This is a genomic window from Pseudomonas sp. A125 (assembly GCF_055409485.1).
Map to the genome: position 1 here is coordinate 13,828 of NZ_JBUZVP010000028.1, position 22,818 is coordinate 36,645.

General features: G+C 58.1%; 21 protein-coding genes and 1 pseudogene. 12 read left to right on the forward strand and 10 right to left on the reverse strand.

The window, feature by feature from the left end:
* Nucleotides 1-99: 99 nt before the first annotated feature.
* Nucleotides 100-894, forward strand: a complete 795-nt coding sequence (locus ACZRN6_RS28615; RefSeq protein ID WP_464009399.1) for an SDR family NAD(P)-dependent oxidoreductase — start codon at nucleotides 100-102, stop codon at nucleotides 892-894.
* 176 nt (nucleotides 895-1,070) lie between these two features.
* Here ACZRN6_RS28615 and ACZRN6_RS28620 read toward each other — a convergent pair whose 3' ends face one another.
* From ACZRN6_RS28620 to ACZRN6_RS28635, 4 genes are all read right to left on the reverse strand, one after another.
* Complete coding sequence (locus ACZRN6_RS28620; protein ID WP_464009400.1) at nucleotides 1,071-1,652, reverse strand: Fur family transcriptional regulator; 582 nt, start codon at nucleotides 1,650-1,652, stop codon at nucleotides 1,071-1,073.
* 123 nt (nucleotides 1,653-1,775) lie between these two features.
* Nucleotides 1,776-3,257: an efflux transporter outer membrane subunit gene (locus tag ACZRN6_RS28625; protein ID WP_464009401.1), complete on the reverse strand. Its 1,482-nt coding sequence runs from the start codon at nucleotides 3,255-3,257 to the stop codon at nucleotides 1,776-1,778.
* On the reverse strand, nucleotides 3,244-6,336 hold the full coding sequence (locus ACZRN6_RS28630) for an efflux RND transporter permease subunit (protein ID WP_464009402.1): 3,093 nt from the start codon (nucleotides 6,334-6,336) through the stop codon (nucleotides 3,244-3,246). Before ACZRN6_RS28630 ends, ACZRN6_RS28625 begins: the two co-directional genes overlap by 14 nt.
* A 12-nt stretch (nucleotides 6,337-6,348) precedes the next feature.
* On the reverse strand, nucleotides 6,349-7,494 hold the full coding sequence (locus ACZRN6_RS28635) for an efflux RND transporter periplasmic adaptor subunit (protein WP_464009403.1): 1,146 nt from the start codon (nucleotides 7,492-7,494) through the stop codon (nucleotides 6,349-6,351).
* 552 nt (nucleotides 7,495-8,046) lie between these two features.
* Between ACZRN6_RS28635 and ACZRN6_RS28640 the strand changes: the two genes are divergently transcribed.
* The 10 genes from ACZRN6_RS28640 (at nucleotide 8,047) to ACZRN6_RS28685 (ending at nucleotide 16,625) form a co-directional block, all read left to right on the forward strand.
* A complete protein-coding gene (locus tag ACZRN6_RS28640; RefSeq protein WP_464009404.1) occupies nucleotides 8,047-10,305 on the forward strand; it encodes a TonB-dependent siderophore receptor in 2,259 nt (752 codons plus the stop codon).
* A 241-nt stretch (nucleotides 10,306-10,546) separates the two neighbouring features.
* A complete protein-coding gene (locus tag ACZRN6_RS28645) occupies nucleotides 10,547-10,792 on the forward strand; it encodes a hypothetical protein (protein WP_464009405.1) in 246 nt (81 codons plus the stop codon).
* Complete coding sequence (locus ACZRN6_RS28650; RefSeq protein ID WP_464009406.1) at nucleotides 10,785-11,171, forward strand: hypothetical protein; 387 nt, start codon at nucleotides 10,785-10,787, stop codon at nucleotides 11,169-11,171. Before ACZRN6_RS28645 ends, ACZRN6_RS28650 begins: the two co-directional genes overlap by 8 nt.
* Nucleotides 11,172-11,376: 205 nt before the next feature.
* Nucleotides 11,377-11,529, forward strand: a complete 153-nt coding sequence (locus ACZRN6_RS28655) for a hypothetical protein (protein WP_464009407.1) — start codon at nucleotides 11,377-11,379, stop codon at nucleotides 11,527-11,529.
* A 161-nt stretch (nucleotides 11,530-11,690) separates the two neighbouring features.
* Entirely contained in the window at nucleotides 11,691-12,362 is a 672-nt protein-coding gene (locus ACZRN6_RS28660) for a siderophore-interacting protein (RefSeq protein ID WP_464009408.1), read from the forward strand.
* A gap of 96 nt (nucleotides 12,363-12,458) precedes the next feature.
* Nucleotides 12,459-13,382, forward strand: coding sequence for a siderophore ABC transporter substrate-binding protein (locus tag ACZRN6_RS28665; RefSeq protein WP_464009409.1), 924 nt, complete (start codon nucleotides 12,459-12,461; stop codon nucleotides 13,380-13,382).
* A gap of 2 nt (nucleotides 13,383-13,384) precedes the next feature.
* Nucleotides 13,385-14,377, forward strand: a complete 993-nt coding sequence (locus ACZRN6_RS28670) for an ABC transporter permease (RefSeq protein ID WP_464009410.1) — start codon at nucleotides 13,385-13,387, stop codon at nucleotides 14,375-14,377.
* Nucleotides 14,370-15,332, forward strand: coding sequence for an iron chelate uptake ABC transporter family permease subunit (locus tag ACZRN6_RS28675; protein ID WP_464009411.1), 963 nt, complete (start codon nucleotides 14,370-14,372; stop codon nucleotides 15,330-15,332). Before ACZRN6_RS28670 ends, ACZRN6_RS28675 begins: the two co-directional genes overlap by 8 nt.
* A complete protein-coding gene (locus tag ACZRN6_RS28680) occupies nucleotides 15,329-16,087 on the forward strand; it encodes an iron ABC transporter ATP-binding protein (RefSeq protein ID WP_464009412.1) in 759 nt (252 codons plus the stop codon). The genes ACZRN6_RS28675 and ACZRN6_RS28680 overlap by 4 nt, the downstream gene beginning before the upstream one ends.
* A gap of 181 nt (nucleotides 16,088-16,268) precedes the next feature.
* Nucleotides 16,269-16,625 (forward strand): hypothetical protein, encoded by a 357-nt coding sequence (locus ACZRN6_RS28685; protein ID WP_464009413.1) that lies wholly within the window; start codon nucleotides 16,269-16,271, stop codon nucleotides 16,623-16,625.
* Nucleotides 16,626-16,833: 208 nt separating this feature from the next.
* Here the strand turns inward: ACZRN6_RS28685 and ACZRN6_RS28690 are convergent, their stop codons facing one another.
* The 5 genes from ACZRN6_RS28690 to ACZRN6_RS28710 form a co-directional block, all read right to left on the reverse strand.
* Complete coding sequence (locus tag ACZRN6_RS28690) at nucleotides 16,834-17,160, reverse strand: hypothetical protein (protein ID WP_464009414.1); 327 nt, start codon at nucleotides 17,158-17,160, stop codon at nucleotides 16,834-16,836.
* A 118-nt stretch (nucleotides 17,161-17,278) separates the two neighbouring features.
* On the reverse strand, nucleotides 17,279-18,151 hold the full coding sequence (locus ACZRN6_RS28695) for a hypothetical protein (RefSeq protein WP_464009415.1): 873 nt from the start codon (nucleotides 18,149-18,151) through the stop codon (nucleotides 17,279-17,281).
* A 571-nt stretch (nucleotides 18,152-18,722) separates the two neighbouring features.
* Nucleotides 18,723-19,415 (reverse strand): 2,3-diphosphoglycerate-dependent phosphoglycerate mutase, encoded by a 693-nt coding sequence (gene gpmA, locus ACZRN6_RS28700; RefSeq protein ID WP_464009416.1) that lies wholly within the window; start codon nucleotides 19,413-19,415, stop codon nucleotides 18,723-18,725.
* Nucleotides 19,416-19,676: 261 nt separating this feature from the next.
* Nucleotides 19,677-20,261: a hypothetical protein gene (locus ACZRN6_RS28705; RefSeq protein WP_464009417.1), complete on the reverse strand. Its 585-nt coding sequence runs from the start codon at nucleotides 20,259-20,261 to the stop codon at nucleotides 19,677-19,679.
* Between the two features lie 388 nt (nucleotides 20,262-20,649).
* Entirely contained in the window at nucleotides 20,650-21,060 is a 411-nt protein-coding gene (locus ACZRN6_RS28710; RefSeq protein WP_464009418.1) for a hypothetical protein, read from the reverse strand.
* A 339-nt stretch (nucleotides 21,061-21,399) separates the two neighbouring features.
* On the opposite strand from ACZRN6_RS28710, the pseudogene ACZRN6_RS28715 reads away from it, so the two are divergent.
* Nucleotides 21,400-21,806: pseudogene (locus tag ACZRN6_RS28715) on the forward strand (IS1595 family transposase); the annotation flags it as partial.
* Nucleotides 21,807-22,023: 217 nt separating this feature from the next.
* Here ACZRN6_RS28715 and rpe read toward each other — a convergent pair.
* Nucleotides 22,024-22,698 (reverse strand): ribulose-phosphate 3-epimerase, encoded by a 675-nt coding sequence (rpe, locus tag ACZRN6_RS28720; RefSeq protein WP_464009419.1) that lies wholly within the window; start codon nucleotides 22,696-22,698, stop codon nucleotides 22,024-22,026.
* Nucleotides 22,699-22,818: the final 120 nt, after the last annotated feature.

Consider the following 22,818-nt stretch of genomic DNA (forward strand, 5'->3'; position numbering starts at 1 on the left):
AGATTGGCTGGATTGAACTACGATCTGACCAAACATCGCTATCGAGTCACACACGAGACCGATAGATTCAACGTTTGAAAAATAGATTGGAGGTTTGCTATGGATCTCGGACTGAAAGGAAAGAGGGCGCTTGTGACTGGGTCAACGGCTGGCATCGGGTTCGCCACCGCACGTGCGCTGGCGGCCGAGGGCGCTTGCGTTACGGTGAATGGCCGGACCCAGGCCCGCGTCGACAAGGCGGTGGATGCACTGAAACACGAGTTTCCCGGCGCGACCATCTCCGGGATTGCGGCTGACCTGAGCCGCAGCGAAGGTTGCGAGGCGCTGGTCGGCCAGCTTTCTGACGTCGACGTGCTGGTCAACAATCTCGGTATCTTCGAGCCGAAACCGTTCGACCAGATATCGGATGAAGATTGGACCCGTTTCTTCGACACCAACGTTCTCAGTGGAGTTCGGCTCTCGCGTCACTATATGCGCGGGATGCGATCACGCAACTGGGGACGGATCGTGTTCGTGTCGAGCGAATCCGCCCTGCAGATTCCGGCTGAAATGATCCATTACGGCATGACCAAGACCGCGCAACTCGCTGTGGCGCGCGGGCTCGCTGAGACGCTCGCGGGTACTGGTATTACCGTAAACAGCGTGCTGCCCGGGCCCACCGCCTCGGAGGGTGTTGGTGGATTCGTTGCGCAGATGGCTGCAAGCCGTGGCGTCGATACCGCGACCGTGGAGCGTGAATTTTTCGCGACAGCACGCCCATCTTCGATACTTCAGCGCTTCGCCACACCGGACGAGATTGCGGCGATGATCGCCTATGTCTGCGGCGTACCAGCATCGGCAACCACCGGCGCTGCGCTTCGGGTTGACGGCGGCGTGGTACGAGCGATCGCATAGATAGGCCCTGCCTGTGTAGCAATGCTGGCCTTCTCTGGCGAAGGTGATCCACTATCGCGCAGGCTGTATGCGTCATGTAGCCGTTGAGAGGATGTGCTAGAAGTGCAACGCATAGCGTATTCGGACGAAGTTCTCGCCCGGATCGGGCTCGTGGACGCTCATTGGTGCATAGCCGATCACGGGCCATCCTGATGGCTTTTCCTGCATCCTGCGCAGACCATGGAGATCGTGAAGGCCAGCTCTTTCTCGATATCGAAGCCCGCTTCGCTTGCGAACGAACGCAGGTGCTCGCGCAAGTTTTGATCCTCAATGAGCACCAGTCGTTTTCCACAATGGCATTCCAAGGTGTCCACGGGGGGGCTTTGCTTGTCTAGCTTGATTCCGTAGTGGGCACGGCCATGTTCGCTCCAGTTGCGTATCAGTAACCCGGCTCCCCACAAATCATTCAGTGCCCGGTAGATCGTGGCCGGTGCCATATGCGCCGCCTGCAGATCGAGAGTGCGATACAGCTCAGCGGCATCTAGGCACTGAGGTGCAGCATTCTCCAACACCGTTAGGATGTTGACCCGCGCTACCGTTGATCGAAGGCGATTGGCCCTTAGTCGTTCTGCATGCTCGAATTTAACTCCGCTTGCCTCATGACTGGCGGCGAGGTCCGTGTCGAGTCCTGCAGGCGTTGATGTCGGGCTGGTTTTGTTCCTGCGTCCGAAGGCAGCCATCAAATCCATCACTTGGGAAGGTCGGTCGTGTTCAGTCATGTTGGTTTCCATAGCTATGCTGCTACCGGTGGCGTCAATGAAGTACCCGGGGCTGCGTGGCGGGTGGTTGCGTGATGAGCACCGACGCGATGACATGCGTTCACCGCGTGGGTGTCATCGGGTCTATTGCATACTGGCCTGCTCCCATCCGCCGCCCAGTGCCTTGAACACGCTGACCCGTGTGGAACCCACCCTTTGATCTGCGGCGGCTACCTGCGATTTGGCATCGATCAGGCTGGTCTGCGCCACGATGACATCCAGGTAGCTGATGGACCCGGCACGGTAGCGCTGGTCAGCCAGCTGGAAGGCGTTCTCGGTACGGTTGCGCGCTTCGATCAGGGCCTCGCGTTGCTCCATCGCCGCACCGTAGGCGCTCAGCGATTGCTCGGACTCCTTGAGTGCATTGAGCACGGTGCCATCGAAGCTGGCCAGCGATGCCGCACTCTGCGCCTTCGCCTGTGCGATACGGCTGCGAGCGACCATCGTGTTGGGGAACGTCCAGGAAATCAGCGGGCCAATCGAGAACGACCAGGCGCGATTGCCTTTCAGATAGTCGTTGCGCAAGTAGTTGCCCGAAGCCCCCAGTGAGACGCGCGGATAGAGGTCGGCTACGGCGACGCCGATCCGAGCGGTGTCGGCCGCCAGTTGGCGTTCGGCCTGCCGCACATCGGGGCGCCGGCGCAGCAGCGTGGTGCCGTCGCCGACCGGCAGCGCACTGGCTAACTCTGGCGCCTTGACGCAGGCGCGTGCCGCCTTCGGTACCTGCGACGGGGTGCGTCCCATCAGTGCCGCCAACTCGAAGAGCGCGCTGTCCCGCTGACCCTGCAACGGTGGTAAGGCCGCTTCGGTCTGAGCTAGCGTGCCGGCGGCCCGCTCAACATCCAGACGCGACGCCGAGCCTGCCTGCTCCTGGCTGCTAATGAGGTCAAGGCTGTGCCTCGCCAGCTCGATGGATGAGCGGGCCACGTCAACGGATTCGCCGTAGGCGCAGGCGTCCACATAGGCGCGAGTGGTTTCGGCGACCACCACTACCCGAGCGATATCGTAGGCGGCGGCAACCGCGTCGGTGTCGTCATGTGCAGCTTCGATGTCGCGTCTGACGCGGCCGAACAGGTCGAGTTCGTAGGAGACGTCAAGCCCTCCGCTGTAACTCCATTGTTTGGGCGCTTGGCCGGTGCCATTCCAGGTGGTCTGGTCACGTCCGTAGCCCACACCACCCGATACGCTGGTCGAGGGGTAAAGGCCGCTGCGGGCTTCCGTGTAGATGGCTCGCGCACGGTCGAGGTTCGCCAGCGCCACGCGCACATCGGTATTGGCCGAAATAGCTTCCTGAACCACGCTGTCGAGCACGGAATCGTCGTACAGCTTCCACCAGTGCGTCGGCAACGAGGCAGCAGAATCCGTCTTGACCGGCTGGCTAACGAAGTCCTCGGCGACGGTGTCAGGGGTGGCCGGGGCATGATAGTCCGGCCCGCTGGCGCAGCCGGTGACGAAAGCTGCGGCGGCAATGGCCAGGAATGTAGGACGCCAGGCGGGAAACATGGCCCGACGCGAAGTAATAGTCATGGCGTCGCTGCGGACAGGAAACGGCTTAGAGTTCGACATTGGGTGCCTCCGCAGTAGCGAGTTCGCGGGCGCGGGGGCTTTGTGCCGCCGCCCGGTGATCCTGGGCGATGAAGCTGTAGACGGTGGGCAAAACAAACAAAGTGAAGAAGGTACCGACCAGCATGCCCATCACCACCACAATGCCGATGGAGAAACGGCTGGCCGAGCCCGCACCGTCGGCGAACAGCAATGGCACCAGGCCGGCTACCATCGCCGCCGTGGTCATTAGGACGGGACGCATACGCACCGCCGCGGCCTTCTCGATGGCCTCGATGCGGCTGAGGTTCTCGTGGTGCTGGATATGGTTGGCGAACGTGACCATCAGGATTCCGTGTTTGGAGATCAGTCCGATAAGTGTGACCAGCCCGATCTGTGTATAGATGTTGAGCGTCGCGTAGCCCAGCCATAGCGGCACCAGTGCGCCGCAAACCGCCAGCGGCACGGTGACCAAGATCACCAGCGGATCGCGCAGGCTTTCGAACTGCGCGGCCAGCACCAGGAAGATGACCACCAGCGCAAAGCAGAAGGACACCAGCAGGCGGTTACCTTCCTGCACGAACTGGCGGCTGTCGCTGAGCCAATCGACACTGGTGCCCGGTGGCAGGGGTTGCGACTGCAGGAAGGCCACGGCCTCGCCCATGCTCACACCCGGCGCCGGCAGCATTTCCAGCGTGGCCGAGTTCATCTGCCCAAATTGGGTGAGCTGGTTGGCCTGGGGCCGCATTTCGACCCGGGTTACGGTCGACAGTGGTACCTGCGCCCCAGAAGTCGCCTTGACGTAGAAGCGTCCGAGGTCTTCCGGTGTCATGCGTTCACTGCCGCGTACCTGAGGGATCACGTCGTAGGAGCGGTCGTGAAAGTTGAAGCGGTTGACGTAGTTCTCGCCGACCAACACCGCCAAGGTATCGGCGACGGACTGCATGGTCACACCCATTTCGCTGGCCTTGGCATTGTCGATGCTGATGTGTGCTTGTGAGCTGTCGTAAGCCAGGTCGTTCTGCACGTAGAGGAACAGGCCGCTGGCATAAGCGGCGGCCTGGATCTTCCCGGCCGTTTCGTACAGCGTTTTAAAGTCGTCGGGTGAGCGCAGCACCATCTGCACGGGCAGGCCGCCAGCAGAACCAGGCAGCGGAGGCAATTGCACGGCCGTGACTGTTTCCCCATCGATGGCGCCGCCAGCGGCCTGGATCTGGCCCTGGATCTCGGTAGCCGAACGCTTGCGCTCGGACCAATCCTTGAGGATCGCGCCGCCGAGCATCTGGTTCTGGCCGCCGGCGATGCCGGCAATGTGCATGAAACTGCTGTCAAACTCTGGAATCGACTCAAACAATTTTTCGATCTGCGCCGCATAGTGGGCGGTATAGCCTACCCCCGCGTACTGCGGTGCCTTGGTGACGACGATGACCAGGCCCTGGTCTTCGGTCGGCGCCAATTCGTGTCGGGTGCCGTTGAACAACACGACGATGGCTGCCAGCACCACCGCGCCGACGAGCAACACTGCCCCGCGTGCAGCCAGCGTGTGTGCCAGCAGGCGTCCATAGACAGCGGTCAGCCCCTGCATGGTGTGCTCGATCCGTTTCGCCAGCCGTCCCTCGCCCTGTTTCGCACTCAGCAGCATCGAGCTCATCACCGGCGAAAGCGTCAGCGCGACCACGCCCGAGACGATCACCGAGCCGGCCAGCGTGAAGGCGAACTCCTTGAACAGCGCACCGGTCAGTCCACCCATCATGCCGATGGGCGCATACACGGCGGCCAAGGTAATGGTCATGGCGATCACCGGCCCGACGATCTCGCGTGCGCCCAGCAATGCCGCTCGCACTGGCGTCAGACCGTCCTCAATATGACGATGGATGTTCTCCACGACCACGATGGCATCGTCCACCACCAGGCCGATCGCCAGCACCATGGCCAGCAGGGTCAGCAGGTTGATCGAGAAGCCGCAGGCCATCATCAATGCGGCGGTGCCCACCAGCGACAGTGGAATGGTGACGACCGGAATGATCACCGCGCGGAAGGTGCCGAGGAACAGGAAGATCACCACGATGACGATCACGATGGCTTCGACCAGCGTGTGCTTAACCTCTTCGATGGAGGCGTTGACGAAACGCGCGACGTCATAGTTGGGCGAGACCGTCAGTCCAGGTGGCGCCATCTCGCGGATCTTTTGGATTAGTTCGCTGGCCTGTTTGACGATATCGAGCGGATTGCCGTCGGGTGTGGGCTGGATGCCAATAAAGATCGCCGGCTTGCCGGTGGCGAACGCAGCGTTGTTGTAGTTCTGGCCACCGATCTCCATCGTGGCGACATCGGACAACCGCACCACGCCACCCTCAGGGCTGGACTTGATCACCATCTGGCGGAAGTCTTCGACGCCATGCAGGTCAGTGGCGGCGCTGATATTGGTGATGGTCAGCGCGCTCTTGAGTTGGCCAGGCGCGGCCTGCACGTTGTTGGCGCGCAGTGCGGCCGAAATTTCGCCGGCGGACAAGCCGCGCGCGGCGAGTCGGACCGGGTCGATCCATACACGCATCGCCAGCGTCTGCCCGCCCATGATGTCCGCTGAGGCCACGCCGGGAATGCCTGTGAACAGCGGCTGCGCCACCCGGGTGGCGAAATCGGTCACCTGCGGGATGGTCAGCGTGTCGCTGTAGAAGGCAACGTACTGCACTGCCGTTCCACCCTCGGTGGACTTACTGATGACCGGATCGGTAACGCCTGCTGGCAACTGGTACTTGACCTGCTGCACCTTAGCCAGGATCTCAGTCATCGCACGGTCGGCGTTGGCGTTGAGCACCAGGCGCGCCTTGATCTCGCTCTTGCCTTGCGTAGTGGTCGAGCTCAGGTACTCGATACCGCTGGCAGTCGCGATCGATTGCGCGATCGGCGTGGTCACAAAGCCCTGCATCACTTCCTGAGTCGCGCCCGGCAAAGTGGTGCTCACGCTGATGGTGGCGTTTTCGAGGAAGGGGTACTGCCGCACGGGCAGCAGGAACAAGGCAGTGGCGCCCATCAGCAGGATCAGCAGGCTGACCACCAGTGCCAGGATCGGTCGGCGGATGAAGATATCGGTGAAATGCATGGTGACGTCTCCCTACTGTTCGCTGGCGGCGGATGCAACCGCCGGGGCTGCATGAGTCGCTGTGGTAGGGGGAGCGTCGGTGCTGATTTTCACAGTCGCACCGGGTGGCAGCCGGTTCTGGCCAGCTGTCACCACGGTATCGCCCGACTTCACGCCTTGTGTTACCAGGACCTCCTCGCCGAGCCGGCGGCCGGTAATGACCGGCATCGCTACCGCCTTACCGATTCCTTCCGCGTTAGCCTCTTGCACGAGTACCACGCTGTCGCCGGAGGCCGAGGTCTGAATAGCCGTCAGCGGCAATACGATGGCGTTGGTCGTCGCGGGCAGTGTCAGTCGCGTCGTCACGTACATGCCGGACTTCAAAATCCGCTCGGCATTAGGCAGTAGCGCCTGCACAACAATGTTGCGGGTCTCGCCATCTATGCGTGGCTCAATCGTGCTGACCTTGGCACTGAATACCTGGCCCGGCGCCGCATCCACGGTCACCTGCACCGTGGCTCCCGAGGTCAGCCTGGGCAGATCCTGCTGGGGCAGCGTGAAGTTGACGTACAGCGGGTCGAGCTGGGTCAGCGTGGCGATGGCGTCGCCGGCCGTGAGGTACTGACCGGGATTGATCTTGCGTATGCCGATCTGGCCGGAGAACGGCGCACGAATGGTCTTCTGCTGGATGCGCGCGTCCAGTTGTTGAACCGCCGCAACCGCCTGTGCGGCCTCAGCCTTGCGCTGTTCAAGCAGTTCGCGGGGCTCGGCACCCGTTGAAGCCAATGTTTGCGAACGCTTGAGTTGCAGCTGCGCGAAATCGGCCTTGGCGGCAGCGGCGGCGCGATCCGCCTGTTCCGGGGCGTCGTAAAGCTGGACCAGCACCGTCCCTTCTTTGACGGTCTGACCTGCTTCGAAATTGATGGCGGTCACGCGCCCCGAGGTGTCGGGGGCCAGCAGTACCTCGCGCACTGCTTGCAGGTTGCCGACGGCCTGCAGTTCCTCTGCCACGCTGCGAGGTTCGGCGCGGATCGTCGAGACAGGCATGGGCGGGAAGGCGTGAGGTTCAGCCGCACCGTTGCGGGTGGTGCGCCATGTGTACAGCAGGCTAAAGACTACGACGAGGCCGATCACGCTGATGGCGATGGGTTTTGCATGGCGGGTGACAGCAGTGCTCATGAGCGTATCCCTTGAACAGCGGCGCTCAAGACGGCGCGGGATCCGCTTTGCGGTGCCGACTCGCCAAGACTAAGTGAATGCATGGGGAATTTCCTTGTGGAAAGAAGTGCTCGGTCGGCCAACCCAAGCGACGAGGGTCGGCGCATGACAGGCCACGGTGAGATAAATCCTACCGGTGTCCAATAACTTCTACATTGCGAAATCTGGTCAATTTAATTTTCAATCCGGCCAAGCAAATGACAATCAAAACTATTGGCTGGATTGGATAATAATATTGCCAAATCTCGCTATCTGACTGTGGAGGCAAATTGTTAAATTCACTCATTACGAATGAAAATCAATTTTATTTGACAATCGATTTGTCTCTTCCCGCTTAAGGATCGGTCCCATGGGCCAGGTTTGGGCCGCTATCCAAATCCATACATAGGCGCTGCCAGTTTCGTCTGCGTCGACTGCGGGCGTCTCCACTACGTCGGTGGCTTCTACAGCGGGTTGGGCAGGCGTGAGCAGCCTGAACGCTGATTAATTTTTCTCGTTTGCAAGGAGTGGGTGATGTGGGATTCATTGATGTGTTGCGGTGAGAGGCGCGGCGGTTTGCCTCGACGTTTAGCTACTAAGCCAGTTGCCGCAGCACTGCTTTTCGTTTTTGGTGGTTCGAGCGTCGTGATGGCACAAGAAGCACCTGGCACGGATGAAGGTGCTTCCCCTCAGGGCGTGATGACCTTGCCATCTTCGACGATTACGGGAACGGCCGATGCCGATGACGCCACGACCGAGGGCACGGGGTCCTACACCACCGGCCAGACCAGTACGGCCACCCGTCTGCCACTGTCGCTGCGGGAAACCCCGCAGTCGGTCACTGTGGTGACGCGCCAGCGTATGGATGATCAAAAGTTGGATACGTTGCAGGGTGTGCTGGAGAACACCCCAGGCATTTCCTCTTACCAGTCGGACAGTGAACGGACAAGCTTCTATTCACGGGGTTTCCTGATCGACAACATCCAGTACGACGGCATCCCCACTGATCTTGGTGACATCATCAACGGTAGCGGGGTAGGTTCGCTCGACACGGCGTTCTATGACCGCGTCGAAGTCGTGCGCGGCGCTAGTGGCCTGCTGACCGGGACGGGAAATCCTTCGGCTGCCATTAACCTAGTGCGCAAAAAACCGACCCCCGAGTTCTCGGCTAACGCCTCGCTCAGCGCGGGGCGCTGGGATAACTACCGGGGCATGGGCGACATCTCCACGCCTTTGACCGAAGACGGGCGCATCCGTGCGCGTATGGTGGGCACCTATCAGGACGCTCACTCCTACCTCGATGGCTATAAGCCGCAGAGACAGGCGTTCTACGGCGTCGTCGAGGCAGACCTGACCCCCGACACTACCCTGAGTCTGGGCTACGATTATCAGGACAGCACACCGAACGGGTCCACATGGGGTGGCATGCCTCTGTGGTTCAGTGACGGCACGCAGGCGACGTATTCGCGTTCAAAAAACTATGCGCAGAGCTGGAGCTATTGGAACAACACCCTCAAGACCGCTTTCGTCGACATTGAGCAGCGCTTCGATAATGGTTGGAAGGTCCGGGCTGTCGGCAATCAGTACCGCACCGAATACGATGCCAAGCTGATGGGCCTGGTAGGTAACCCTGACCGCGCTACGGGGTTAGGCACCTATCCCGATGGTGCCTATCCGGTGGCTCTGGCTGCCGAGGGGCACAGCCGTCAGAGCACCCTTGATGTGATGGCGAACGGCCCTTTTGAGCTGCTGGGCCGTGAGCATGATCTGGTTGTGGGGGCCATGGGCTCGCGTCGTACTGCGAGTAAAGACGAAGTGGCGCCTTTTTACCCAAGCGCCAGCCCGCAAAACGTTTATGAGTTGAGTGCGCCCTTTGCCGAGCCCGATTTCAACTCCCTACCCTCTACAACGACGGACACCAAGATCAAGCAAAGCGGTGTCTACGCTGCGGCGCGCTTCTCGCTGGCCGATGCCTGGAAACTTATCGTCGGTGGCCGCTTCAGCAACTACAAGATTGATGAGACAGTGAGCGGAACGTCCCCTTTCCACTACAAGAGAACCGGGGAATTCACTCCCTATGCCGGCCTGATTTACGACATCAACAAGACCTATTCGGTCTATGTCAGCTACACCGGAGTCTTCAACCCGCAGACGTCCTACCGGGACAGCAACGGCAACGTACTCACACCCAGCAAAGGCAAGACCAAGGAAATCGGCCTGAAGGGTGAGTATCTGGATGGGCGATTAAACGCTTCGATCGCCTTGTTCGAAACCAAGCTGGACAATGCGGCGCAGATTGAGCCAGGCGTCTACACGACAGGTGGAACACAAGCCTACAAAGGTTCGGATGGCACCAAGTCGCGTGGCGTTGAACTGGACGTGCAAGGTGAATTGGCCAGCGGCTGGAACCTTTATGCTGGTATCGCCCTGTTCACCGCTGAAGACGGCGATGGCGTGCGCCTGAACTCGCAATTGCCGCGCACTACGGCGAAGTTGTTCACCACCTACCGGCTGCCGGGAGAGTGGAACAAGCTGACAGTGGGCGGAGGCGTCAACTGGCAGAGCAGCATCTACGAGTCGCCAGGCGTCAGCACCAGTACGTTGGGCGGGGAGCAGGGCTCCTATGCCCTGGTTTCGCTGATGAGCCGCTACGCCATCACCAAACAGGTTGATCTGGGTCTGAACGTCAACAATCTGCTGGACAGGAAGTACGCGCTGCAGAAAGGGGACTTTGACACCGTGTCTTACGGCGAACCGCGCAATATGGTGGCGACCTTGAGCTACAAATACTGATCACGTCCTCGCCGCTGGCTTCACGCCAGTCGGCGAATTAACGCGCATGCACCCTGCGCCCACCATTAGCTGTCATGGAGAGAATGTGTGTGTCATCCCTAGCCCCTGCATACCGTCACGGTCCGGCCATGTCCAACTGGTAATGCCTCGCTCGAGTGGTCGTCTCACACTTGTCGAACTCAAAAGAGTGGAGTGCCTTCACATCTTTTTACTTCTGTTATAACGCTGGGAGAATTCCGATATGGTTACCAAGGAGCACAATAGACTCGCTCTGTTCTGGCTGACGACTGCAGTCGGTGCTGTGCTGTTTGTAACGATCCAGTCGTTTTCTTACGTCAGCGACTATATCAATGCGGGCGGCGCAATGCCGATGATCACGTTCGACGCAAATACGTTGTGGATGGTATCCATTTTCTATGGTGCCTGGATTGTCCCAGTGCTGCTCGCATTGATCGGCACGTCTGCAGAATTTTATGTCGATGAATAGCGCAAGTTTCCCTTTTGTCTGGATAGACTTTGGGGGAGGGCAGGGGCACGATTCCCAGCAGGACTTCGAAGAATTCGAAACCAATTTGAAACGCGAAGAGCCATTTGTTCTCTTGAGTGCGTCTGCTCCGGGCGAAGACCATGAGCATACGCAGGAGGAAAAGAAGCGTACTTCGCTGTGGATGAAAAAGCACAAGATCGAACTTCGTAAGTTGGTCGTGGCGATGATTCTCATCGAGCCCAACACTGCGAAACGTTTCGGATTTAAGGCGTTTTCTGTGGTCTTCGCGAAGTTCTGGGGCTATCCGCTGATGCTCGCCTCGTCACGAGAGGAAGCAATGGCTATTGCGGAAAAATTGCTGTCTGTTAAATCCCTATAAATCGAAGTGTCCGAGCTGCTCAACTTCCTCAAGAGTGCTGGATCATCTTGATTTTAAAGGGAGTGGTAAATCTTACGAAACCAGACTTGGCGGTCCTTTGCAATCGAAATCAATGCAAGCGCCATTTGTCCACCGGGAAGAGTTGTGCTCTGGATCAACGGCGCACGAAGTGCAAATTGCGCTAAACGGGTCGCTGGTTTCTCTAATGACCTGCTACGCCATCGCCAAACAGGTTGATCTGGGTCTCAACGTCGACAATCTGCTGGACAAGAAATACGCGTTGCAGAAAGTCGATTTCGACATAGTGTCCTACGGCGAGCTGCGGAATATGGTGGCGACCTTGAGCTACAAATACTGATCACGTCTTCGCCGGTGGCTTAGCGCCGGTCGGCGAATTAACGCGCATGCATCCTGTGCCCACTATTAGCTGTCATGGAGAGAATGTTTGTGTCATCCCAACGCCCTCCCTATCCCCTGCACACTGTCACGATCCGGCATGCCCGACTGGTAACGCCTCACATGAAGCGCATCACCATCGACGGCAGTCGTCTGTCCGGTTTGCAAGCAGCTTTACCAGCCCAATGGTTGAAGGTCTTCGTCGCTTTGCAGGACGGGCAACGAAGCAGCGGACGTGCTTACACGGTTCGCCGCTTCGACCCGGTGACCCTAGAACTCGATATCGACTTCGTCCTGCACGGCGATAACGGGCCGGTATCGGCCTGGGCCGAACGCGCTGAAGTGGGGGACGCCTTCGAGATCAGTGATGTGCATCCGCGCAGCGGCGTCTCTATCGAGCCTGACAAGAAACACTACCTGCTTTTCGGCGACGAGACGGCTTTGCCCGCGATCGGCGCGATCCTGGAGGCGTTGCCGGCGCACGTCAAGGCGCAGGTCTTCGTCGAGGTGACCAACGCGGCCGAGTATCAGGAGCTGACTAGCCCGGCGTTGTTGTCCGTCACCTGGCTGCACCGTGAAGACGATACGCCGGCCTTATCGACAGCGCTGGAAGCCGCAGCCAGGGCGATGGACATCCCCGCTCACACTACAGCGATCTGGGCCGCGGCCGAGTCCACGCAGATCGTCGGACTGCGCAAGCTGTTGCTTAAGGAGCGCGGCGTCGATCGCACCTGCCTGCACGCTGCCGGTTACTGGAAGCGCGGTGAGGTCGACCACCGAGACGAAGAAGCATGAGCCGGTTGCGCAAGCACGCCTGATAACCCATCGCTGCCGCCATTAAGTGGCGCGCCAGGCCACACAAACACTACTACGTCACTGGAAGCCCCCTCGATGCCTATGCTGACCTCTTTGTTCGCCAGGCTGGCGATTGCATGTCTTGCCGTCCTCCCGATGGCTTCGCATGCACAAGAAATCATGTTTCATCATGCGCAGGGTGAAACCCGCGTTCCGTTCCACCCCAAAGTTGTGGCAACCCTCGATTTCGCCTTGCTCGATACTCTCTCGGCGTTGGGGGTCGAAGTGGCGGGGGTTCCAAATTCCGGACTGCCTCCCTATCTCGCTAAATTCGGGACTGATCGCTATCGCAAGGTAGGCTCCCTGTTCGAGCCGGATTACGAGGCGCTCAACGCCTTGGCGCCGGACCTCATTCTTGTGGGAGGGCGCTCTGCACCGAAGTATGCGCAGGTCGCGAAAATCGCACCGACAATCGACCTGTCGCCCGACAAGAACCGGACGCTTGACAGTTCAATCGAATATGCCGAGGAACTCGGCCGCGTCTTCGGCAAGGAGGCGCAGGCCACTGCCCTTGTGGATAAGCTGCGCCAATCGATCGCGGCGCTTCGCCTCAAGACCGCGAAGGCGGGCACCGGTCTGCTGGTCATGACGAGCGGCGGGCGAATGATGGCGCTAGGCCCCGGCTCATGGTTCGGCATGTTGTATCGGGACTTCGGCGTCAAGCCCATTGCCCGCCAGATTGACGATAGCGGACCGCACGGGCAGGTCATCTCCTCGGAGTTCATCCTGGATACTCAGCCAGACTGGATCTATGTGATTGATCGGGACGCGGCGATCGGGGAGACCGGCGCGTCGGCCAAGCAACTGCTGGATAACGAAGTGGTACGCCAAAGCAAGGCCTGGAAGGCCGGCCATGTCGTCTACCTCGACCCGGTGAACTGGTACATCGTGCTCTACGGCTTGACCTCGCTGCAGACGATGGTCGATCAATTCGACCACGCCCTGCCATCGGCTCAATAGTGGTGTTGGTAACAGATGTTGAAGGCAGCAAATCGACGAAAGCCCTCACGCTCACTGGGATGATCGTCGGTGCGATGGCGCTGGGCAGTCTTTTCGTCGGAGCCACGACGGTGTCGCCCACCGAACTCCTGCTCGGAGAGAACAGCCGCAGCCTGAATATTCTACTGGCCAGCCGCATTCCGCGAATGGTCGCTCTAGTGCTTGCCGGGTGTTCCATGGCGGTTGCCGGGTCGATCATGCAGATGCTCTCGCGCAATCGCTTTGTCGAGCCCGGTACCGCAGGGACGATCGAATCAGCCACGCTTGGTCTGTTGCTCGTCGCGCTGCTGGCGCCTGGCCTACCAATCATTGCCAAGATGCTCGTTGCCTGTACCACCGCACTCATAGGGACCTTGCTGTTCCTGGCGATCCTGCAGCGGGTGCCCCTGCGTTCTCCGCTGCTGGTCCCGCTTATCGGACTGATGCTGGGCGGCGTGATCAATGCCGCGGCAACCTTCCTGGCCTACCGCTTCGATTTGTTGCAGTCCCTCGTCGCCTGGTCATCGGGCGACTTCTCCACTGTGCTGCGCGGCCGCTTTGAACTGCTGTGGGTTTCGTTCGCGGCTGCGGCTGCCGCGTTCGTTACGGCTGACCGCTTCACGGTGGCGGGACTCGGCCAGGACTTCGCGAGCAACCTGGGCCTGAACTACCGTCGCACACTATTCACTGGCCTGGTCATCGTCTCAATCGTCACGGCCACCGTCGTCGCCACCGTCGGGGCGATTCCCTTCGTCGGCCTGGTGGTGCCCAACATCGTCAGCCTGGTGGTGGGCGACAACGTGCGCCGCTCCGTGCCATGGACCGCTGTGCTTGGGGCCGGCTTCGTGCTTGCGTGCGACCTGATCGGGCGTGCGGTGATATGGCCCTATGAGATCCCGGTCGGGCCGATCATCGGCATCGTCGGTAGTGGGATCTTCCTGTTGCTCATGGGACGGGGGAGGATTCGCTTTGGCTGAAGGCAAACAGAGACACCCGGCGGCGACCTTGGCGCTGCTCGGCCTGCTCGTGCTGGCGATCGGGGTCGTTTTCATGACCGTCCGCGTCGAGGGGCGCTGGGGCTTCGTCCTGGCACTGCGAGGGCAAAAACTTGCAGGGTTGGTGCTGGTCGGGTATGCGATTGCGGTGTCGACAGTGCTGTTCCAGACCCTCACGCAAAACCGCATCTTGACACCGTCGATCATGGGGTTCGATGCGCTGTATGTGCTGATCCAGACCGTACTGGCCGCGAGCCTGGGCTTCGTCAAGGCAGGTGCAATCGATCCTCGTCTGCACTTCGCGGCGGATGCCGCCCTGATGGTCGGCGCCTCGACGATCCTCTATCGCTGGTTGTTCAAGGGCGGGGGGCGCGATCTGCTGTTCCTGGCTCTGGCCGGTCTAGTCTTTGGGGGGCTGCTGCGCAGCCTGTCGAGCTTTCTGCAACGTGTGCTCGACCCTAGCGAGTTCGCGGTGTTGCAGGATCGCCTTTTCGCCAGTTTCAATCTCATCGATTCCAGCTTGCTCACGGTCGCCGCCGTGCTGATCCTCGGGGCATCCATCGTGGGCTGGCGTATGCGCGACCGCTTTGACGTGCTGCTGCTGGGACGTGAGACCGCTATCAGTCTCGGCCTGGACTACCCGCGTACGGTCAGGAACATCCTTATGCTGATCGCAGTGCTGGTATCGGTATCGACCGCCCTGGTTGGCCCCGTCACCTTCTTCGGACTTTTGGTGAGCAATCTGGCATATCGCCTCGTGGGCGATACCCGCCATGCTCTCATGCTGCCGGCGGCAGCGCTGATTGCCATCATCTGCCTTGTGGGTGGGCAGTTCCTTCTGGAACGGCTATTGGGCTTCAACACCAGCCTGAGCATCGTGATCGAGTTCATTGGCGGCATCACCTTTATCGTTCTGCTCATGAGAAATGCACGATGATCGAAACACACGCACTCACCAAGCGCTATGGTGCAACCACCGTCGTGGACAACGTCTCAGTTGCGATTCCCCAAGGCGGACTGACGTCAATTATCGGCCCCAACGGTGCGGGAAAATCCACGCTCATGATGCTGGTCAGTCGCCTTCTGCCCGCGTCCAGCGGCCGCGTCATGATTGATGGGATGGATGTGGCGACGACCCCGAGCAATACCTTGGCGCAAAGGCTGGCGATCCTGCGGCAGGACAACCACATCGGCGTGCGGCTGACCGTTCGCGACCTGGTCGCGTTCGGTCGTTATCCGTACTCGAAAGGCCGCCTCACCGTCGAGGATCGCGACCACATTGAGCGTGCGCTGCATTACCTGGACATCACCGCGTTGGAGGCGCGTTTCATCGACGAGCTCTCCGGCGGACAGCGCCAGCGGGCCTTCATTGCGATGGTGCTCTGCCAGGACACGAACTATCTGTTGTTGGATGAGCCACTGAACAGCCTCGATCTCAAGCATGCCGCCGCGACGATGAAGATACTCCGGCGCGCGGCAGATGATCTTGGCAAGACCATCATATTAGTGCTGCACGATATCAACTTCGCAGCGCATTATTCGGACCACATCATCGCGATGAGTGCGGGTCGCGTCGTGCTGGAAGGAACGCCGGATCACGTCATACAGACGGACGCGCTGAGCCAACTATATGACATGCACATCGGAGTTCACGGGCTGGGAGATCGCAAGATCATTATCTATTACGAGTGACGGGGAAGCTGCAAAGCAAACGGTCTTCTACTGCGAAGACACTGGGTGTGGAATTCAAGGTCAACAACTACAGTCACCGCTGAGGCGCGCTCGATCATATGCAGCCCTCGGAAGGCTTCGCCCTGGGACATCCGCTTGCGCGCGTCGCAGGTCGTCGCAATTCATCGAGAGGATTCACGTCATGGCAAGCAAAGGACAACAACCGCATCGGATTGTCATCGTGGGCGGCGGCGTGGCAGGCCTGGAGATCGTCTCCACGCTCGGGCGGAGGGGGCGTCGGCCGCGTGGCAAGAGTCAAGAAGTGCCGACGATCACGTTCATCGACCGCGATTCCGCTCATGTGTGGAAACCGACGCTGCACACTATCGCGGCGGGGACGGTCGAAAACCATCGCTCGAAAATACCTGAGCCCACCGGCCCGCCGATCAGACAAAATGCAGAAAACTCAACCGCAATATCTGCGGCATGGAGTCTCACCAATTCATCGCGGCTTCAGCTTAAAGCACAAAAAAAACACACGTTTTGGCTCTCCACGTAGAATTTCTCATTAATATCGGGCAGCTTCCACACTGGGTCCTTCAATAGCTCTGCGGGCGTTTGCCCGGTTTCCACTTGAAACCCTTGACTAAACTGGCTTGGACCAAGCGTCGCCACGGCAGCGAGGGTTTCCAACGAAAGGTCATATATCAAACTCCCCGAGCATAGGCCAGGGTCAACTACACACGGTCAGATTGGATGATCGACGACTAGATTGATTTGATCGACACTACTTCAAAATATTTAAATTTCTTCTTTTTAGCCTCATTCTTGGCTTCTTGCTCAGCGATGAGTGTGCTTAGGGTATTTGCGTCATAGGTAAACACCTCGATAGCGCCCTCAAAAACCTTAGTCACGTGTAGCGTCACCCTCAGCCTTGGGGAAAGAGGCTTTGCAACGGATCGAGCTTTGGTGTCGAACTGCGGAGGTGAAACGATTGTGACTTCAGGCTCTTCATGCTGCGACTGTTGGCTAGACGGCGTTGAGGTACCAAACAGCGCGAAGCGCATTTCCTCCTCACTCAGTTCTGCGTTCACTGTGGATATCTCGTTAACGGATGTAAGAAATTGGGCATTTTATAATGGCCTGATTTTACCAGCCTTCGCTGTTAGCTGTTGGCTACCAATCGCGATGATCAGAATACGCCAGCGTTGATCAAGGTTTCGGAACAACGATCAGTGCAGGTACCGCACTGATGGACCTCACAGGCTTCACTGAGCTTCGCATTTGATGGTGGATGGTGCGGGCCACATCGGCCGCAATGGTCACTGCAATCATCTCGCTACTGTCAGATGGGCAATAAAGACAGAATTGCGTTCCTGGAGGACTCAACAAATAGCAGGCTGAGCACTCAACCCCTTCATTTGCCCAATCACGCGCGGCTTTCAATCGAGTGGCCATGATCAAATTTTTTCGTTGCTCAAGCGCATTACTTGAGTCCGCGCACTGCGCGTTCTCAGCAGAATTCTGGGCAGCAGTTTCACGTTGAGTATTACGGTGGGCGGCTAGCGCGAGTGCTCTTGCTGCTTGCCGTTCCTTTAGCGCACGCTGGCGAGAAATTTCCGCGCGTTCACGTTCGAATTCTTCAGCAGCCCACTGTGCATCCAATGCCTGCACTTCTGAAAGCAGTTCTAGCTCGGTATGGAGCTGTATTCTCTCTGCCCGAATTGATCTGATCCAGGAGCGGTTATCAGGGTCGTGAAGAACGGAATATTCAAAATCCGTCGGACTATTGATCTGCTCTAATCTCAACGCATGAAGATCAATTTCGATGCTGGAGTGATTTATGTCCCGCAATCTTTTATTGCGTTCAAGCTCACTTCTGGGAGACAGCTTGATGCGTACCAGCAGTTGGCGGCCGGAATTCTTTAGGACCGCATGCGCCCGAACCCCACCGAGGTCGACGAACCGCAATACCGATTCAGCGGTTGCTATCTTCGGCTTGAGTAGAACCGATCTGGTCAACGTCCTCCCACTGGCTGTTGTTGCTGACGCTTTGCCCTCGAATGCCGGGAGCGTCAATTCCATCTTCTCCGCGATTAACGCCACAGCTGCCCTACGGACCCCCTCCTTAAAGCCTGAGGTACAGTCCACGGCTTGGGCGTGTCGAAAGTAGGGTGAAACCTTTTCACCCTGATTGGCTGCGTTCAATGGCTGCTTGCATCCAGGACATACACAGCTGCATCGTAGCCCGTTTTCGACTTCATACGCTCTGAAAAGGATACCTTCACGTTCGCCGAAGGGGATTTGATTACCATGCACAGCGTCTTCCTTGGGCGGACCGAGACATAGGTCGAATAATACATATCTGGATCCCAGCGCTGGATGAATTTTGTTTGAATTGCCCTAGTTTTATCGATGTGTCTGAGGAGTTAGGCCAAGGCACACAAAGTGCTCCAGGCTCATTTGCATCAATGGGGCGATCGCGAGAGGCGACGGGCTCGTTTGCAGACCCACCGAGGTGGGCAGGTATCGACCTAGCGCTTTCACTCGTTGAGTGACGATTGCTGTTGTACGCTGGCACTTACTGCTCAAACACTACAATGTTAGCCGGCCATTGGTTTACGAGACTGAAAGTCTTCCTGTCCAATTTTTTACGCTATTGATCGTCAAGATAATAGCTCCGCTGAGGAGTTAACCCTTCATCGAATTCGTAAACCAATGGAACGCCATTGGGGACATTCAGGTTAGAGATATCCTGATCCGAAATGTCATCCAAGTACTTGATCAGGGCGCGCAGGGAGTTGCCATGCGCGACGATTAATACATGTTTTCCGGCCAGGATTTGCGGCCCCAGGGTTTCATGCCAATAGGGGAGGAGGCGAACCTGGGTATCTTTCAAACTTTCGCTTCGGGGGATGTCATTGGGGGCGAGATTGACGTATCGGCGGTCAGGTCTCGATTCAAGTGGCCCTGACGGCGAGGGCGGAGGTGCGATGTCATAACTGCGTCGCCAGATATGCACTTGTTCCTCACCGAAACGGGCAACGGCGTCGTCCTTGTTCATTGAAGTGAGCGCGCCATAATGACGCTCGTTAAGTCTCCAGGTAGTGGATACCGGAAGCCACATCAGGTCCATCGCGTCTTGGATACCCCAAAGCGTGCGTACCGCTCGCTTGAGCACTGACGTATGAGCCACATCGAAAGTGAAGCCTGCAGCGCGTAGTCGGCGACCGGCGGTTGTTGCCTGGATGATACCTTGGGCGCTCAGGTCTGCATCCGCCCAACCGGTAAAGAGATTGCGCTGATTCCACAGTGACTCACCGTGGCGGACCAATATCAATCTGTACATGGTGAGTCCCTCGTTTCTTCTTAACTTGTGCAAGTGGCCTAGGGGCTCGCCCGCGGCGAGGGTGGTGGCGCCGGGTGAGGCCTTTGCGAATTTGTTCAGTCATTCAGGCCCCATTCGCTGTATCAAGCAAAACTGAGGTTGTAGTCAGGCTCAGTTGGCGATGTTCATTGCCGTTGCTGGCGTACCTGACCTATTGGTCCGGGATTTTTTGAACGCCACCGCGCTGTTCGTGAGTTTGCTAAGTCGGATGGGGTTGCAGGCTTACGTTTTAGAGCTCGCGGCAACGGAGCGGTATTCTCGGTAATAGTCAAGCGTACCGCCCAGGCTGATGCAGTAGGCCAGCAATTCGATACCTTCTTCCACGGTGGTTTTCGCCAGGCGGGCGTAACCATCGTGCAAGATGCCGTGCCACAAATAGCCCATACCGAACAGGCGGGAGAAAACCAAGACCGCGAGGCCGCCCATGATCAGGCCAACGCTTGGGCGGGTTGAGAGTTCGGCTAGGCTCGATAGAGTTTCGCGCTGTGCGTGTTCTTTGCCGAACGCCAGAAACAGGCATATACCTGCCATCGTCAGCGCAGGCCACAGCCAGAAACCATAGCTAATCGGGTCGAACAGCCCGTCGAGTTCGCGAATTAACATACAGGCGAAGAAACCGCCGACCAGGATGCCAATCCCGCGTTGACCCGGCTGACGCGAACTCATCCAGAACTGGCCTGCGATGAGCGCCAGAATTAGCTCCTGGCTGATTTCAGTGAACGATACTTCCAGAATCCTGGTGTTGGCGATAAAGATATCGATGAAGATCATGCCTATCCCGAACAGGACCAGGGCAATCAGGATCATGAAGCGCAAAAAGGCGTACGCAGAACTTTCAGATCACTTTTCACGTTTTACACTCATGGTGTGGTAGGACAGTTTGCGACGGTAGATCAAATGTGTAGACGGTCAGTCGCGCGGGTGAAGTGCAGTTCTTCAGCAAGCACGGCGAAACAACGCAAGCGACATAATTCCATGTCACATGTCTCGCATCTGGTGTTGGACAGGAGGCTCTGGCGAAAGTGATTATCCCGCACGCGATATGCAGGAGGCCAATAAGCTACTACTGTTTTAGAGCGCAATCGCAATAAAGCCTTGGAAACTTCCGCAAGCCAGCCCCCTATCGTGTCGAAAGCCGCCAAGGGACTTATCACTCTCCCTCTACGTTGGCAGCCCTAGGTTTCAGCCTGCGGAACTAGAGCCACCGGGCCCTCACGGGTTCGCCTGCCAACAGGTTCTGTGCCATTACCAGGGCCTCTTCCTTGGTGGCAGCAATGAGCATGGGGTAACCCCAGAATTTTTCATATACGACAGTAAACGCTTTGGACGCCAGTCGTTTTGCGGTGCTCGGTTCGATGTGAATCGAGGCCTTGACGAAGATCCGCAGATCACTCTTGTGGCGCTTCATCCAAAGGGATGTCTGCTTCATCTCTTCCGGCGAATGCTCATGGTCGCCTGTATCGAGGCCTTCGTCGTTGAGGAGAACGAATACCTCTTTACGAGCGAGCAATGCTTCAAACTCGGCAAATGGCGAGTCTTCTGGTTTGTTACTGGGCGCGGCGATTTGCATCCAAACGAGTGGGAACTCGGTGGCATCTATAAGCACGTCGATACTCCTTCGGAACTTAGTGAGAAATTGCTGGTAGCCTCGCCCAGTCGGAGGTGAGACCGAACAGGGCAAGTAGCACGATCAATCTCACGATAACCAGCAAGCGTCTGGACGTCATTGCACAAGCTGGCCATAATATTGTTCAAATCGGCCTCAGGCCGATGACGTTAATTCGAGGCTCAATTCACGTAAGGCAGACCCTGTATTTATAGGGCAGGTTACGGTTGCGGTTGCGGTTTCGAATGTCGAGCCTATGCCTGCGTTAAGTATTGCTAGAGGCTAAACTTGCAGAGTACGACATCCCTCTCTGGAGGTGTGCAATGCGAGCGACAGCATTCATTCAAGGGGCAGCGACAAATGCCTTGCCCCGCTCGCAAACGAGGGGGCAAGGCGAAAAGCAAAGGCATGAGCGATGAATTGGTGCCAGTTCTGGTGGTGCGCGATCGCAGTGGGCAGCATGCGGACTTTCAGTTGGAAAGGCTTGATGGCGTCCATGTAGGAAGGGCGCTGAAGCCCCTAATCGACCCTGATGCCATGTTATGCACCGATAGCGCAGCGATCTACCACGGCTCTGCCAGGGCCGGAGGCATCACTCATCATTGCCTGAACTTACGTCAAAAGACTCGAACGGACGGCGCGTTTTATATCCAGAGCGTCAATGCCTATCACAGCCGCCTGAAAGGCTGGTTGCATCCATTCATCTGGCCAATTACCTGGGCTGGCGGCGCCTGCTTGAACGCTATGGAAGCCGGGGCTTCACCGTTTTCAGTGGGTAATTTATTCTCTTGCCCATGAGAAATATCGATTTATATGCCCAAATCCTTGGGCTACAGGCACTGTGGAAAGTGGTCGCAGTTGATCTTGATCACGAGTTGAGGCAAATCGTTGTCGGCGTAGGCGTTTCCAGATCGAACATGACCAGCTTGGGCAGTTGGCCTGCAAACAACAGCTCGAAGCCACTCATGCCCGTGATAACGCCAGCTCGGCACGCATTTCATTGATCACTTCCTTGTAGTCCGAGGCATTGAAGATCGCCGAGCCTGCGACGAACGTGTCAGCGCCGGCGGCAGCGATCTCGCGGATGTTATTGATGTTGACCCCACCGTCGATCCCCAAGCGGATCTCCCGGCCCGAAGCCTGGATTAAGGCCCGCGCTTCGCGCAGTTTGTTCAGCGTACCGGGGATGAACTTCTGACCACCGAAACCGGGGTTGACGCTCATCAGCAAAATCCTGTCGATCTTGTCCATCACGTATTCGAGCAGGTTCAGCGGTGTTGCTGGGTTGAATACAAGGCCCGCCTTGCAACCGCCTTCACGGATCAGTTGCAGCGAACGGTAGACATGTTGCGTCGCTTCCGGGTGGAAGGTGATGTATGTGGCGCCAGCTTCGATGAAGTCGCCGATGGTGCGATCGACCGGGCTGACCATCAGATGGACGTCGATGGGCACGGTAATGCCATATTTGCGCAGCGCTGAACAGATCAGCGGACCGATACTCAGGTTAGGTACGTAGTGATTGTCCATGACATCGAAGTGGACGGTGTCCGCACCAGCGGCGAGAACAGTGTCGACTTCCTGACCCAGACGGGCGAAGTCAGCGGAGAGAATCGACGGAGCAATAACGAAGGGCTGCATGACGCACCTATTTTTGAGCAGAATCACGGTCGCGCAAATTGTACTCCAGGACCAATGCCGCGCCGCAGTACATAAGACTTGCCCTGGGTCATGCCCCAGCACTTCAAACGATTGTCCATT

Excerpts from the sequence above, each read along its gene's own strand:
- ACZRN6_RS28705 (WP_464009417.1), bottom strand. The coding sequence starts at position 20,261 with ATGATCCTGATTGCCCTGGTCCTGTTCGGGATAGGCATGATCTTCATC.
- ACZRN6_RS28685 (WP_464009413.1), top strand. The coding sequence starts at position 16,269 with ATGGCAAGCAAAGGACAACAACCGCATCGGATTGTCATCGTGGGCGGC.
- ACZRN6_RS28695 (WP_464009415.1), bottom strand. The coding sequence starts at position 18,151 with ATGGAATTGACGCTCCCGGCATTCGAGGGCAAAGCGTCAGCAACAACA.
- ACZRN6_RS28640 (WP_464009404.1), top strand. The coding sequence starts at position 8,047 with ATGTGGGATTCATTGATGTGTTGCGGTGAGAGGCGCGGCGGTTTGCCT.
- ACZRN6_RS28655 (WP_464009407.1), top strand. The coding sequence starts at position 11,377 with ATGACCTGCTACGCCATCGCCAAACAGGTTGATCTGGGTCTCAACGTC.
- gpmA (WP_464009416.1), bottom strand. The coding sequence starts at position 19,415 with ATGTACAGATTGATATTGGTCCGCCACGGTGAGTCACTGTGGAATCAG.
- ACZRN6_RS28650 (WP_464009406.1), top strand. The coding sequence starts at position 10,785 with ATGAATAGCGCAAGTTTCCCTTTTGTCTGGATAGACTTTGGGGGAGGG.
- ACZRN6_RS28645 (WP_464009405.1), top strand. The coding sequence starts at position 10,547 with ATGGTTACCAAGGAGCACAATAGACTCGCTCTGTTCTGGCTGACGACT.
- ACZRN6_RS28665 (WP_464009409.1), top strand. The coding sequence starts at position 12,459 with ATGCCTATGCTGACCTCTTTGTTCGCCAGGCTGGCGATTGCATGTCTT.
- ACZRN6_RS28625 (WP_464009401.1), bottom strand. The coding sequence starts at position 3,257 with ATGTCGAACTCTAAGCCGTTTCCTGTCCGCAGCGACGCCATGACTATT.
- rpe (WP_464009419.1), bottom strand. The coding sequence starts at position 22,698 with ATGCAGCCCTTCGTTATTGCTCCGTCGATTCTCTCCGCTGACTTCGCC.
- ACZRN6_RS28620 (WP_464009400.1), bottom strand. The coding sequence starts at position 1,652 with ATGACTGAACACGACCGACCTTCCCAAGTGATGGATTTGATGGCTGCC.
- ACZRN6_RS28680 (WP_464009412.1), top strand. The coding sequence starts at position 15,329 with ATGATCGAAACACACGCACTCACCAAGCGCTATGGTGCAACCACCGTC.
- ACZRN6_RS28615 (WP_464009399.1), top strand. The coding sequence starts at position 100 with ATGGATCTCGGACTGAAAGGAAAGAGGGCGCTTGTGACTGGGTCAACG.
- ACZRN6_RS28660 (WP_464009408.1), top strand. The coding sequence starts at position 11,691 with ATGAAGCGCATCACCATCGACGGCAGTCGTCTGTCCGGTTTGCAAGCA.
- ACZRN6_RS28635 (WP_464009403.1), bottom strand. The coding sequence starts at position 7,494 with ATGAGCACTGCTGTCACCCGCCATGCAAAACCCATCGCCATCAGCGTG.
- ACZRN6_RS28630 (WP_464009402.1), bottom strand. The coding sequence starts at position 6,336 with ATGCATTTCACCGATATCTTCATCCGCCGACCGATCCTGGCACTGGTG.